Source organism: Streptomyces sp. NRRL B-24572 (assembly GCF_002156145.1).
Classification (GTDB): Bacteria; Actinomycetota; Actinomycetes; order Streptomycetales; family Streptomycetaceae; genus Streptomyces; species Streptomyces vietnamensis.
The window spans coordinates 1-13,093 of sequence record NZ_MWIG01000256.1 but is presented as its reverse complement, the minus strand read 5'-3'; the positions used below and the strand labels follow the sequence as shown (position 1 = coordinate 13,093).

Below are 13,093 nucleotides of genomic sequence, written 5' to 3'. Positions count from 1 at the left end.
GTGCGACCGGTCTCGGCCGAGGCCGTCGAGCGCGGGACCGGGCGCCGCCGCGAACTCCTCGACGCCGTCTGGCCGTACGCCTCCGTCGACACCGCCCCGGTCGTGCCGAGCCCCACCGCCCCGGGCCAGGCCGTGGGGGCCCGTCGGCGGCGGCGAGCAGCGCGCGCCGGCGGGCCCCCACGGCCTGGCCGGGGGCGGTGGGGCGCGGCACGACCGGGGCGGTGTCGACGGAGGCGTACGGCCAGACGGCGTCGAGGAGTTCGCGGCGGCGCACGGTCTCGCGCTCGACGGCCTCGGCGGAGACCGGTCGCACGGTCCCGAACCAGTGCCCCACCCCGTACCGGAAGCGGGTCGGCCCGCTGGTGGGGGAGAGGGCGAAGAAGGCCGCGTCGAAGACGGCACCGAGGTGGCAGATCTCCAGCTCGCCGTCGTGCAGCCGGCCGCTGTCGACGAGGAAGCGGCCGACCGCGCGGTGCGCCCCGGCCCGGTCGACGGCCTCGTCCCAGCCCTCGCGGGGCAGCCGGCCGCCGGTGGTGAGGAGGACGTCGACGCCGGGGGCGACGGGGGACTCGGCGTGCACGACCCGGCCGTCGACGAGGTAGAGCGTGCCGTGGTCGCGGAGCAGGGCGCCGGTGGCCTTCTCGGCGGCGAGCCTCACCAGCATCGGGGAGACGCTCATCCCAGGACCAGCCTGTCCGCGAGGTCGCGGAGCCGGAGGCGGGCGAGGGCGAGGTTGCCGGAGTCGCGGTCGAGCCAGAGGTGGAGGAAGACACTGCTGTCGAAGGAGGTCTCGACGAAGCGGAGGACGTGGTAGCCGGCGCGGGTGGTGACGATCAGGTCCTCGACGGGCGGGCCCTCCTGCTCCCCTCCCGTCGTGAAGGATTCGAACTCGGCCGCCGAGCGGGCGAGTTCGGCGGTCTCGGCGGCCGTCGTCTCGTGGTCGCCGACCGGTGAGTCGCCCGCCGTCCCGAGCGCGAGCCCGCTGGTCCAGTCGACCAGGGAGGCGCCCCGCGCCCCGGGCAGGGCCATGGCCTCCAGGAGGCACTCGTCGATTCCGGGCACGCGGGTTCCCCTCCCGATGCGGCGTGCGAACGTACGGCAGTGACGGTGACGCTACTGAACGTTCGTGCCCCGGGGAGGCGTTCTGGCATTTTCCATCGGAACATGCCGCTGTCTGAAGCGAATTGATCCAAAGAGATCTTCAATCGGGGGATCAGCCGTGCGACTCCACCGCGTGCGCGATGTCGGACAGGTCCTTCGCGAGCGCCTTCGCGACCGCCTTCGCCCCGAAGCGGGCGAGCAGCCGGCCGGTGAGCCCCGGGGTGCGGCCGCCGGCGGGCCGGGCGGAGAAGGCCATCCGCAGGGTGGTGGACCCGGCGCCGTCGGGCGTCAGGGTGAGCTCGGAGACGTAGTGCATGCCGTGCGAGTCGGCGACCGTGACGTACCGGTCGGGCGGCTCGCACTCGGTCACGGTCATCTCCTCCGTGGCCTCCTTGCCCAGCATCCGCCGGGTCTCGCGCCAGCGCGTGCCCACGTCGAAGACGCCCTCGGTGAGGACCTCCACCCGGTCGACGCCGGAGAGCACGCGGGGCATGTCCCGCAGGTCGGTGATCGACTCCCAGACCCGCCCGGGGGAGGCGGCGACCCGGCGCTCGACGACGACGGAGGTGGTGCCCGTACCCGTTCCAGTCATGACCTCATCGAAACCGGGCCGCTCCCGAAGCGCTACCGGACCAGCGCGTCCGCCCGTGCCCCGCCCGCCTCGGCGACGATCTCGTCGAGCGTCTGGGCCTTCCGCACGGTCGTGAACGTCACCGCCCCGTCGCCGTCGACGGTGAAGCCGTGGATCGCGGGCCGGGGCAGGCTGTTGTACGCGTAGTGGTGGGCGAAGTAGTACGCGCCGGTGTCCGGGACCGCCACGACGTCCCCCGGGTGGAGCAGCGGCAGCGCGTGGCCCCGGGCGAGGAGGTCCCCGGCGAAGCAGGCGGGGCCCGCCACGTCCTGGACGGTGGCGTCCCCGGTGCGGGGGCGCCCCTCGGAGTCGTACGCGAGGATCCGCAGCGGCCAGGACTCGGGGGCGTAGACCGTACGGGTGGCCAGCTGCACGCCCGCGTGGGTGACGGCGATCGGGCGGCCGCCGGAGGTCTTCGTGTACTCCACCCGGGCGAGGATCGTGCCGTGCTTGGCGAGCAGGGAGCGCCCGAACTCGGTGACGAGCCGGTAGCGGCCGTCGAAGAGGCCGGGGACGGTGTCGGCGAGCAGCCGGGCGTACTCGGCGTACGTCGGGGTCTCCTCGTCGGAGGCGAAGTTCACCGGCAGGCCGCCGCCGATGTCGAGGGTGTCGATCTGCTGCCGGCCGGCGGTCCGGTTGATCTCCTCGGCGAGCGCGTACGCCTCCCCGACCCCCTCGGCCATGAGGGCGAGCGGGATGCCCTGGGAGCCGGTGTGGGTGTGCAGCCGGGTCAGCCAGGGCCGCTCCAGGTAGGCCGCGACGACGGCCTTGCGGGCGCCCTCGTCGCGGAGCGTCACGCCGAACTTGGAGGTGGCGGTCGCGGTCGACAGCGCGCTGATGGAACCGGCTCCGACCTGCGGGTTCACCCGGAGGCCGAGCGGTGAGGAGGTGGGGGCGGAGGCGACGAGCGCGTCGAGGCGGGCCAGCTCCTGGAGGTTGTCGGCGTTGACGGCGATCCCGAGCGCGAGGGCCTGGCGGAGCTCGGCCGGGGTCTTGGCGGGGGAGTCGAGCACGGTGTGGGCGGGCGGGACGCCGGCGGCGCGGGCGAGGGCCAGCTCGCCGGGGCTGGCGACCTCGACCCCGAGCCCGGCCTCGTGGAGGAGGCGCAGGACGGGGACGAGCGGGGTGGCCTTCACGGCGAAGGCGTGCAGCACGTGTGCGTCGGTGACGGCGGCGAACGCGCTGGTCAGGGCGGTGGCGGAGGCGCGGATGCCGGCGGTGTCGAGGAGGGCGACGACCGGTTCGGCGGGGGTGAGGAGTCCTTGATCGACGGTGGCTCGGACGGCGAGATCGCGACGGGAGGAGGCCATGCGGCCCAGTCTCGTCCATGCCTCGTCCCCGGCGTGGCCGGTACGCCCTGTTGACTAAGACTATTCAGCCAGCCAAGATGTGAATATCTGAACGACATTCGAGGAGGCACCCCCATGTCAGGACCCCGCCCCGTGCGAGCCGCCCGCGGTACGGAACTGAGCGCCCTGGGATGGCAGCAGGAAGCCGCCCTCCGGATGCTCCAGAACAACCTCGACCCCGAGGTCGCCGAGCACCCCGACAAGCTCGTCGTCTACGGCGGCACCGGCAAGGCCGCCCGCGACTGGCGCTCCTTCGACGCCATGGTCCGCACCCTGCGCACCCTCAAGCAGGACGAGACCATGCTGGTCCAGTCCGGCCGCCCCGTCGGCGTCATGCAGACCCACGAGTGGGCCCCGCGCGTCCTCCTCGCCAACTCCAACCTGGTCGGCGACTGGGCCAACTGGGAGGAGTTCCGCCGCCTGGAGCAGCTCGGCCTCACCATGTACGGCCAGATGACGGCCGGCTCCTGGATCTACATCGGCACCCAGGGCATCCTCCAGGGCACGTACGAGACCTTCGCCGCCGTCGCCGCGAAGAAGTTCGGCGGCACCCTGGCCGGCACCATCACCCTCACCGCCGGCCTCGGCGGCATGGGCGGCGCCCAGCCGCTGGCCGTGACGATGAACGACGGCGTCGCGATCTGCATCGACGTCGACCCGCGCGCCATCGAGCGCCGCATCGAGCACCGCTACCTGGACGTCAAGGCCGACAACCTGGCCCACGCCCTCCAGCTGGCCGTCGAGGCCCGCGACGCCCGCCGCCCGCTCTCCATCGGCCTCCTCGGCAACGCCGCCGAGCTGCTCCCGCAGATGCTCGCCGAGGGCGCCCCGATCGACATCGTGACCGACCAGACCTCGGCCCACGACCCGCTGTCGTACCTCCCGATCGGCGTCGCCTTCGAGGACATGGCCGACGCGGCCGCCAAGGACCCGGCCGGCTTCACGCAGCGCTCCCGCGAGTCGATGGCCAAGCACGTCGAGGCCATGGTCGGCTTCATGGACGCGGGCGCCGAGGTCTTCGACTACGGCAACTCGATCCGCGGCGAGGCCCAGCTGGCCGGCTACGACCGCGCCTTCGCCTTCCCCGGCTTCGTCCCCGCCTACATCCGCCCGCTGTTCTGCGAGGGCAAGGGCCCGTTCCGCTGGGCCGCCCTCTCCGGCGAGGCCTCGGACATCCACAAGACGGACAAGGCGATCCTCGACCTCTTCCCGGAGAACGAGTCCCTGCACCGCTGGATCAAGATGGCCGGCGAGCGCGTCCACTTCCAGGGCCTGCCCGCCCGCATCTGCTGGCTCGGCCAGGGCGAGCGCGACAAGGCCGGCTCCATGTTCAACGACATGGTCGCCGACGGCACCCTCGCCGCCCCGCTCGCCATCGGCCGCGACCACCTGGACTGCGGCTCCGTGGCCTCCCCGTACCGCGAGACGGAGGCCATGCTCGACGGCTCCGACGCGATCGCCGACTGGCCGCTGCTGAACGCCATGGTCAACGTCGCCTCCGGCGCCTCCTGGGTCTCCATCCACCACGGCGGCGGCGTCGGCATGGGCCGCTCCATCCACGCCGGCCAGGTCTCCGTGGCCGACGGCACCAAGCTCGCCGGCGAGAAGATCCGCCGCGTGCTCACCAACGACCCCGGCATGGGCGTCATCCGCCACGTCGACGCCGGCTACGACATCGCCGAGCGCGTCGCCGACGAGCGCGGCGTCCGCGTCCCGATGCGTGAGGGTGACTCCGCGTGACCCCGTCCCACGACCCCGCCGAGGCGCCCCGCGGCTCCGCCCGGGCCGCCTCGGCGGGGCGGGGGAACTCCCCCTCGTTCCACGCGATGTGGCGCAGCCTCGCCCCCATCGGCCGCAACGCGGCCTCCGGCGGTTACCGCCGCTACGCCTGGACCGAGGCCGACGCCGACTGCCGGCTCTGGTTCCGGATGCAGGCCGAGGCCCGCCGCCTGGACGTCGAGACCGACCGCAACGGCAACCAGTGGGCCTGGCTCGGCGACCCGACGGCCGGCGACGCCGTCGTCACCGGCTCCCACCTGGACTCCGTCCCCGACGGCGGCGCCTTCGACGGCCCCCTCGGCGTCGTCTCCGCCTTCGCCGCCCTCGACGAACTCCGCGCCCGCGGCGTCTCGTTCAGGCGGCCCCTCGCCATCGTCAACTTCGGCGACGAGGAGGGAGCCCGCTTCGGCCTCGCCTGCGTCGGCTCCCGCCTCACCTCGGGACGGCTGACGAAGGAGCAGGCGTACGAGCTCCGCGACGCCGACGGCATCAGCCTCCCGCAGGCCATGGAGGCCGCCGGGTACGACCCGTCGACGATCGGCGCGGACCCCGAGCGGCTCGCCCGCATCGGCGCCTTCGTCGAGCTCCACGTCGAGCAGGGCCGTGCCCTGGACCTCTCCGGCGACCCCGTCGGCATCGCCTCCTCCATCTGGCCGCACGGCCGCTGGCGGTACGACTTCGCCGGCGAGGCCAACCACGCGGGCACCACCCGCCTGGTCGACCGCCGCGACCCGATGCTCACGTACGCCGAGACCGTCCTCGCCGCCCGCCGCGAGGCCGAACTCGCGGGCGCCGTCGCCACCTTCGGCAAGATCGCCGTCGAGCCGAACGGCGTCAACGCCATCCCGTCGATGGTCCGCGGCTGGCTCGACGCCCGCGCCGCCGACCAGGGCGCCCTCGACAAGGTCGTCACGGGCATCGAGGCGGAGGCCCGCGCCTACGCCGAACGCCACGGCATCGACCTCAACGTCGTCCGGGAGTCCTTCACCCCGATCGTGGACTTCTCGCACGCCCTGCGCGACGAGCTCTCCCGGATCCTGGGCACCACGGGCAAGGTGCCGGTCCTCGGCACCGGCGCGGGACACGACGCGGGCATCCTGTCCGAATCGATCCCGACCGCCATGCTGTTCGTACGGAACCCCACCGGCGTCTCGCACTCCCCGGCCGAGGACGCGGCCGAGGACGACTGCGTGGCCGGAGTCCTCGCACTCGCCGACGTACTGGAGGAGCTGGCGTGCCGCTGACGACGTACTGGCTGGAGCACGCCTGGCTCGATACGAACGTCGAGCCGGGCGTGGCCCTGACCGTGTCCACCAGCGGCTCCGCCGCGGGTACTTCCGACGGCCGCATCGGAGCCGTGCGCACGGGGGTGGAGGTCCCGCCCCCGGGCGCCGTGATCCTCCGCGGCCTCACCGTCCCCGGCCTGGCCAACGCCCACTCGCACGCCTTCCACCGCGCCCTGCGCGGCACGGTCCAGGTCGGCTCCGGCACGTTCTGGACCTGGCGCGAGGTCATGTACGCCGTCGCCCAGCGCCTCACCCCCGACAGCTACTTCGCGCTCGCCCGCGCGGTGTACGCGGAGATGGCGCTCGCGGGCGTCACCTCCGTCGGCGAGTTCCACTACCTGCACCACGCGCCCGGCGGCAGCCCGTACGCCGACCCCAACGCCATGGGCGAGGCCCTGATCGCGGCGGCCGCCGAGGCGGGCATCCGCATCACCCTCCTCGACACCGCCTACCTCTCCTCCGGCTTCGGCGCCGCCCCCGAGCAGCACCAGCTCCGCTTCACGGACGGCACGGCGGAGAAGTGGGCCGAGCGGGTGAGCGCGTTGAAGGACCGGGACGGCGTACGCATCGGCGCCGCGATCCACTCCGTACGGGCGGTCCCGGCGGACCAGCTGTCGACGGTCGCCCAGTGGGCGGAGGCCCGCCAGGCCCCCCTGCACGTCCACCTCTCGGAGCAGACCGCGGAGAACGAGGCCTGCCTCGCGGCCCACGGCATGACGCCCACGCAGCTCCTGGCGGAGCACGGCGTCCTCGGCGCGCGCACGACGGGCGTCCACAACACCCACATGACGGACGAGGACATCGCGCTCCTCGGCGGGTCCGCCACCGGCACGTGCATGTGCCCGACGACCGAACGGGACCTCGCGGACGGCATCGGCCCGGCCGTGGCCCTCCAGCGCGCCGGCTCGCCGCTCTCCCTGGGCAGCGACAGCCACGCCGTCATCGACCTCCTGGAGGAGGCGCGGGCCATGGAGCTGAACGAGCGCCTGCGCACCCGCACCCGCGGCCACTGGACGGCCGCGGCGCTGCTCCGCGCCGCCACCGCCGACGGCCACGCGGCCCTCGGCTGGGCCGACGCGGGCACCCTGGAGCAGGGCGCCCTGGCCGACTTCACGACGATCACCCTCGACTCGGTCCGCACGGCGGGCCCGGTCCCGCGCCTCGCGGCCGAGACGGCGGTCTTCGCGGCGACGGCGGCGGACGTGCACCACGTGGTGGTGGGCGGCCGGAGCATCGTCCAGGACGGCACGCACGTCGCCGTACCGAACGTGGGCGAGGCCCTGGCCTCGGCGATCGCCACGCTCAGGAACTAGGCGCGCCGGCCGGTGGTGGGCATGCGTTCCGCGGGGCGGAACGGGTGGGCACCACCGGCCCACCGGCCCGCACCCGAACCGCCCGCCCCCACCGGAGAGCAACATGACGACGACGCTGATCACGAACATCGGCAGCCTGGTAACGAACGACCCCGCGGTCGGCGAGGGCCCCCTCGGCCTGGTCCGGAACGCGGCCCTCGTCCTGGAGGACGAAAAGGTCTCCTGGGTGGGCCCGGCGGCGGCGGCCCCGGCGGCCGACCAGGCCGTGGACGCGGCCGGCCGCGCCGTGATCCCCGGCTTCGTCGACTCCCACTCGCACCTCGTCTTCGCGGGCGACCGCACGGCGGAGTTCAACGCCCGCATGTCCGGCCAGCCCTACAAGGCGGGCGGCATCCGCACGACGGTCGCGGCGACGCGGGCCGCCACGGACGCGGAGCTCTCGGCGAACGTGGCCAAGTACATGTGGGAGGCCCTCCGCCAGGGCACCACGACCTTCGAGACGAAGTCCGGCTACGGCCTGACCGTCGAGGACGAGGCCCGCGCGCTGCGCATCGCCGCAGAGCACACGGACGAGGTGACGTACCTCGGCGCGCACATCGTCTCCCCCGACTACGCGGACGACCCGGCCGCGTACGTGAAGCTGGTGACGGGCGAGATGCTGGACGCCTGTGCGCCGTACGCCCGTTGGGTGGACGTGTTCTGCGAGAAGGGCGCGTTCGACGGCGACCAGGCCCGCGCGATCCTCAAGGCCGGCATGGCGAAGGGCCTGCAGGCCCGGGTGCACGCCAACCAGCTCACGTACGGCCCCGGCGTCCAGCTGGCGGTCGAGCTGGACGCGGCGAGCGCCGACCACTGCACCCACCTCACCGACGCCGACATCGACGCGCTGGCCCAGGGCAACACGGTCGCGACGCTGCTCCCCGGCGCCGAGTTCTCCACCCGGGCCGAATGGCCGGACGCCCGCCGCCTGATCGACGTGGGCGTCACGGTCGCCCTCTCCACGGACTGCAACCCGGGCTCCTCCTTCACCTCCTCGATGCCCTTCTGCATCGCCCTCGCCGTCCGCGACATGCTGATGACCCCCGACGAGGCCCTCTGGTCGGCCACCGCCGGCGGCGCCGCGGCCCTGCGTCGCACCGACGTCGGCCACCTGAGCGTCGGCGCGCGGGCGGACCTGACGATCCTCGACGCCCCCTCCCACGTCCACCTGGCCTACCGCCCGGGCGTCCCGATGATCGCGGAGGTCTGGCGGAAGGGCGTGCGGGCGGTCTGAGCACGGAGCGCCCCGTAGCCCGACCCGATGCGACCGTCGGACGACGAACCGTCCCGAGCGCTGCGCGCCCCGGCGGACCCGCCACTCCACCCGCTCCCCCAGGCGGTGGCGGACCTCCTCCGCACCCTCGATGCACCGCCCCGCCTGGCCGCCCACCTCCGGGCGGTTCACGGGGGCGCCCCGGAGCCGGCCCGCTTCGCGGCGACCCACGCCGCGTGGACGGACCCGGGGCACCCGCCTCGCCTACAAGGCGTCGTTCACGGCCTGAGGGCTGTCAGCGGAACTCGTGGACGACCTCGATCTCACCGACGATGTGCGCGTTGAACTCGTCCAACTCCTCGGCGGGAACCCACAACTCCAGAATCGTCCGCCCGCCCGCCTGCTGGACCGGATACCGGCGGAGGAACTCCGAGTCGACCTCGAAGCGGGTCACGTAGCCGACGCCGCTGTGCTTCACGTTCCAGTCGCGCGCGATCCTCACCGCGTACTCCTCGTTGAGCACCGGGTAGAAGATCGGCTGCTCCGGGAGCCGCGGCGGCCAGGCCCGCCGGCCCGACTCCCGTACGAGCTCCAGCTCGACGGGGCCGGTGGGGCGCCACAAGGTGGTCGTCGGTCGCTGCGCGGACATGGCTTCGCTCTCTGTCTCCGTGCGGGATGGCTGTTGGGGCCCGACGGTATCGACGGCGACGGTGCGGCAGCCAATGGATTACGCGGGGGCCGGGATCCGTGCGAGGTTGGGGCTCATGGGGCACTCGCGGGCGCACGCCGTCTTCACGACCATCGACGCCGACGAGGCGTACGCGCGGGCGTGGCGGCTCGTCGGGCTGCTCGAGCGCGTCGACGAGGAGGTGTACGTCGACGCCGAGGTCCGTACCGTCGAGGAGGCGCGGCGGGTCGGGCGGCTGCTTCCGGGCGCGGCCGTCGACCACGTGGGGGCCGTACAGGACCCGGCGACGGGGGAGTACCTCTTCTGCGAGCTCGATCTCGGGACGGCCGGGGACGCCGAGGTCCGCGCCGAACTGCCGCTGTTCCTCTCCGCCGAGGTGCCCGCCGCCACCGTCGGGCCGGATTTCGTCCGGGCCCTCGGCGAGGGGGTCGCCGACATCTGGTGGCGGGGGCGGTGGCCGGACGACCCCGAGACGGATCGCCTCGGCTCCGACACGTACGACGGCGTCCAGCTCGTCCTGCACGGGGACAGGGCCCAGATCGACGGCTGGACCCCGCACCACACCGTCTTCGTGCACGTCGACAGGCCCGGCGACCTTCCCCGCGCGCGGAAGCTCGCCGCCCGCATCGACGGCGAGCTCATCGGGGGCGTACAGATCGGCTGGTAGGTCAGGCGGACAGCGCCAGGACCGGTGCCTCCGCCGCCCGCCGGCGGCGGTCTCGCGAAAGGGCCCGTCCACGGTCGGCCGACCGTGGACGGGCCCGTGACGCGGCCATCTCGGCGAGGTCACTCCTCCAGCGTCAGCCCCCGCCGCAGCCGACCGAGGGTGCGGGCGAGGAGCCGGGACACGTGCATCTGCGAGATGCCGAGTTCCGCGCCGATCTCCGACTGGGTGAGGCCGGAGACGAAGCGCAGGGAGAGGATCTGCCGCTCGCGGGCCGGGAGCGAGGCGATCATCGGCTTGAGGGAGGCGATGTACTCGATCCCGGCGAGCCCGTGGTCCTCGTAGCCGAGCCGGTCGGCGAGCGCGGCCTCGCCGCCCGCGCCGTCCTCGTCGTCGGGCTGCGCGTCGAGCGAGGTCGCGGTGTAGGCGTTGCTCGCGGCCATGCCCTCGACGACCTCCTCCGGGCGGATGCCGAGCTCCTCGGCGAGCTCGGCGACGGTCGGCGCGCGGTCGAGCCGCTGTGCGAGCGCGTCACCCGCCCTGGCGAGGTCGAGCCGGAGCTCCTGGAGTCTGCGGGGCACGTGCACGGACCACGAGGTGTCGCGGAAGAAGCGCTTGATCTCGCCGATGATCGTCGGCATCGCGAAGGTCGGGAACTCGACGCCGCGGGTCAGTTCGAAGCGGTCGATCGCCTTGATGAGGCCGATGGTGCCGACCTGGACGATGTCCTCCATCGGTTCGCTGCGGGTGCCGAACCGGGCGGCGGCGAACCTGACCAGGGCGAGGTTGAGTTCGACGAGGGTGTTGCGGACGTACGCGTAGTCGTGGGTGCCCTCCTCCAGCTCGGAGAGCCGGGCGAAGAGCTGCTTCGACAGGGCGCGGGCGTCGACCGGTCCGATCCGGTCGAGCGGCGTGTCGAGCAGCCGGTCGGGCAGATCGACGACGGATGCGGCAGGTGTGACGGGTGTGACGGATGCGGCAGGTGTGACGGATGCGGCAGGGGGGAGGGGGACTGCTGCCGACGGCGCGTCGGGGGTACGCGGGGCGTCGAGCCGGGGTGACATGGGTCTCCTTCGGGTTCTTCTCGCTGCGGTTTGCGGCGCCTCCAAAGCCGGCCGGGTCGGACGTTCCTTTCTAGCCCTACCTGCTCGACCCGGATGGTTGCAAGTGGCAATAATCCGTTTCGTACCGATATGGGAAGTACCTCGTGTGCATCGGAGGGCGACCCGCTTGTAGGGTTCGGGACACGTCAGTCGGCATCCGCGAGAGCGAGAAGAGGCACGGCCATGGACCGCGAACACATCGGCAGCGCGTCACCCGCGCGGCTGCGGGTCGAGGTCCGCGACGTGCCCGGGGGCGCGCTCCTCACGCCCGTCGGTGAGCTCGATCACCACACCGCCGACCTGCTGCGCACCCCTCTGGACGACGCCCTCGACGCGGGCCGCGCACGACTCGTCGTCGACTGCACGGGCCTGGAGTTCTGCGACTCGACCGGACTCAACGTGCTGCTCGGCGCCCGGCTGAGGGCGGACGCCGCCGGCGGCGGCGTCCATCTGGTGGGGATGCGGCCCGCGGTGGCCCGGGTGTTCCACATCACGGGCGCGGACGCCGTCTTCACCGTCCATGAGACGCTCGCCACGGCGCTCCCCGACTGAGACCGGGGCCACACCCCGCTCCGCGGCTCCGCCCGTACGTCCCGTCCCTCTGTCCCGTCGATCGGTGAGGTGAAGCGTTGATGGACCAAGCTTCCGACGTCCGGACGCTCGCCCTCGGCGAGACCAGCGGCACCGTGCCGCTCGCGCGTGACTTCACGCGCTCGGCGCTCCTCGAGTGGGGCTGGCTGCCGGCCGCCACCGCCGACCGCAGGGCCGCCGCCGAGGACGTCCTGCTCGTCGTCTCCGAGCTCGTCACCAACGCCTGCCTGCACGCCGAGGGCCCCGAGCGCCTGCGCGTCCTGCGGATGCCCGGGACGCTCCGCCTCGAAGTCACCGACCGCGGCGCCGGCCAGCCCGCCCCGCGCACCCCGCACCGCTCCGGACGGCCGGGCGGCCACGGCATGTTCATCGTGCAGCGCCTCTGCCTCGACTGGGGCATCGACCGCACCCCGGGAGCCCCCGGCAAGACGGTCTGGGCCGAACTGGCCGCGCCCGCCTAGGGCTTTCACCCGCCCGGGGCTTTCGCCCCGCCGAGGACTTTCACAACTTCACCGGTTCCCCCGCCTTCCCTCCTCAACGCCCCGGGCGTACCTTGACGGCCAATCTGAAAGACCGTCAGTTTCGTTGCGGTGAGGGGTGCTCGGGTGTCCAAGGTGCCGAACCGGAGGAGAACGACCGCCGCGCTCACGGCCGCGGTCGCGGTGGCGGGCGTGACCGTGCTGGTGTCGGCGCCGGCCGCCCAGGCGGAGGTCGTCGACGTCAACTACGCCTGCGAGACGAAGATCGGGCCCAAGAGCGCCGTCTCGCCCGTCGACATCAAGGCCGTCAAGAGCGGCAGCGGCTACACGATCACGATGTCGTTCGAGAAGGGCGTCTCCGACAGCCCGGTCGAGCTCCCCAAGGGCGTCATGACCCCGCGCGCCGAGCTCGTGCTCGGCGGTGACGCGAGCGGCACGGTGAAGGTCACGGGGTCGCCGAACACGGCGGCCATCCCGCCGGACACCCCGATCAAGATCGGCACGCTGACCGGCACGTTCACCCCGAAGAAGAACGGCAAGGTCACCTTCACGGCCGGCGTCCTCACCGTGCACGCCCTCGGGATGGACGCCGCCGTCTGCACCCCGAAGAACAACCCGAAGCCCTCGCTCGAGCTCCAGGTCACGGGGGTCTCGGGCGGCGGTTCGGGCGGTGGTTCGGGAGGCTCGGACACCCCGCCGCCCGCCACCGACGGCGACCAGCTGCCCAAGACCGGCCCGCTCGACTCCGCCGTGGCGCTCGGCACCCTCGGCGGCACCGGTCAGCAGGACGGTGCCGCCGAGGGTGCCGAGCGCCACGGCGGAGTCGAGCGGGCCGGTCTTGGGCAGCTGGTCGCCGT

14 protein-coding genes are annotated in these 13,093 nt (G+C 73.4%); 8 read left to right on the top strand and 6 right to left on the bottom strand.

All coding sequences use genetic code 11. From position 1 onward, the window contains the following. The 4 genes from CCN56_RS15900 to CCN56_RS15885 form a co-directional block, all read right to left on the bottom strand. On the bottom strand, window positions 1-679 hold a 679-nt coding region (locus CCN56_RS15900), incomplete at its 3' end, for a transcriptional regulator (protein ID WP_256961987.1). After that, window positions 676-1,062, bottom strand: a complete 387-nt coding sequence (locus tag CCN56_RS15895) for a hypothetical protein (protein ID WP_086827495.1) — start codon at window positions 1,060-1,062, stop codon at window positions 676-678. The genes CCN56_RS15895 and CCN56_RS15900, both read right to left, overlap by 4 nt. A 151-nt stretch (window positions 1,063-1,213) precedes the next feature. Continuing rightward, entirely contained in the window at window positions 1,214-1,693 is a 480-nt protein-coding gene (locus CCN56_RS15890) for an SRPBCC family protein (RefSeq protein ID WP_086827493.1), read from the bottom strand. 32 nt (window positions 1,694-1,725) lie between these two features. Continuing rightward, on the bottom strand, window positions 1,726-3,042 hold the full coding sequence (locus CCN56_RS15885; protein ID WP_107484161.1) for a diaminopimelate decarboxylase: 1,317 nt from the start codon (window positions 3,040-3,042) through the stop codon (window positions 1,726-1,728). A gap of 114 nt (window positions 3,043-3,156) precedes the next feature. Between CCN56_RS15885 and hutU the strand changes: the two genes are divergently transcribed. The 4 genes from hutU (at window position 3,157) to hutI (ending at window position 8,732) form a co-directional block, all read left to right on the top strand. Beyond that, window positions 3,157-4,821, top strand: coding sequence for a urocanate hydratase (gene hutU / locus CCN56_RS15880; protein ID WP_086827488.1), 1,665 nt, complete (start codon window positions 3,157-3,159; stop codon window positions 4,819-4,821). An 86-nt stretch (window positions 4,822-4,907) separates the two neighbouring features. Next, window positions 4,908-6,104 (top strand): allantoate amidohydrolase, encoded by a 1,197-nt coding sequence (locus CCN56_RS15875; RefSeq protein ID WP_086827497.1) that lies wholly within the window; start codon window positions 4,908-4,910, stop codon window positions 6,102-6,104. Further along, window positions 6,095-7,459 carry a formimidoylglutamate deiminase gene (locus tag CCN56_RS15870; protein ID WP_086827487.1) on the top strand — a complete coding sequence of 455 codons (1,365 nt, stop codon included), beginning with the start codon at window positions 6,095-6,097 and terminating at the stop codon, window positions 7,457-7,459. The genes CCN56_RS15875 and CCN56_RS15870 overlap by 10 nt, the downstream gene beginning before the upstream one ends. 103 nt (window positions 7,460-7,562) lie before the next feature. Beyond that, the gene (hutI, locus tag CCN56_RS15865; protein WP_086827485.1) at window positions 7,563-8,732 is read left to right on the top strand and encodes an imidazolonepropionase; all 1,170 of its coding nucleotides are present in this window, start codon (window positions 7,563-7,565) and stop codon (window positions 8,730-8,732) included. Window positions 8,733-9,006: 274 nt separating this feature from the next. On the opposite strand, the gene CCN56_RS15855 is transcribed toward hutI, so the two are convergent. After that, window positions 9,007-9,360 (bottom strand): hypothetical protein, encoded by a 354-nt coding sequence (locus CCN56_RS15855; RefSeq protein WP_086827484.1) that lies wholly within the window; start codon window positions 9,358-9,360, stop codon window positions 9,007-9,009. Between the two features lie 115 nt (window positions 9,361-9,475). Between CCN56_RS15855 and CCN56_RS15850 the strand changes: the two genes are divergently transcribed. Then, on the top strand, window positions 9,476-10,066 hold the full coding sequence (locus tag CCN56_RS15850) for a hypothetical protein (RefSeq protein WP_086827482.1): 591 nt from the start codon (window positions 9,476-9,478) through the stop codon (window positions 10,064-10,066). 119 nt (window positions 10,067-10,185) lie between these two features. Here the strand turns inward: CCN56_RS15850 and CCN56_RS15845 are convergent, their stop codons facing one another. Next, window positions 10,186-11,127 (bottom strand): RNA polymerase sigma factor SigF, encoded by a 942-nt coding sequence (locus CCN56_RS15845; RefSeq protein WP_086827480.1) that lies wholly within the window; start codon window positions 11,125-11,127, stop codon window positions 10,186-10,188. 222 nt (window positions 11,128-11,349) lie between these two features. Between CCN56_RS15845 and CCN56_RS15840 the strand changes: the two genes are divergently transcribed. From CCN56_RS15840 to CCN56_RS15830, 3 genes are all read left to right on the top strand, one after another. Beyond that, window positions 11,350-11,718, top strand: coding sequence for an STAS domain-containing protein (locus CCN56_RS15840; RefSeq protein WP_086827478.1), 369 nt, complete (start codon window positions 11,350-11,352; stop codon window positions 11,716-11,718). An 80-nt stretch (window positions 11,719-11,798) separates the two neighbouring features. Then, a complete protein-coding gene (locus CCN56_RS15835; RefSeq protein WP_086827476.1) occupies window positions 11,799-12,218 on the top strand; it encodes an ATP-binding protein in 420 nt (139 codons plus the stop codon). 153 nt (window positions 12,219-12,371) lie between these two features. Next, on the top strand, window positions 12,372-13,093 hold a 722-nt coding region (locus CCN56_RS15830), incomplete at its 3' end, for a peptidase (protein WP_256961988.1).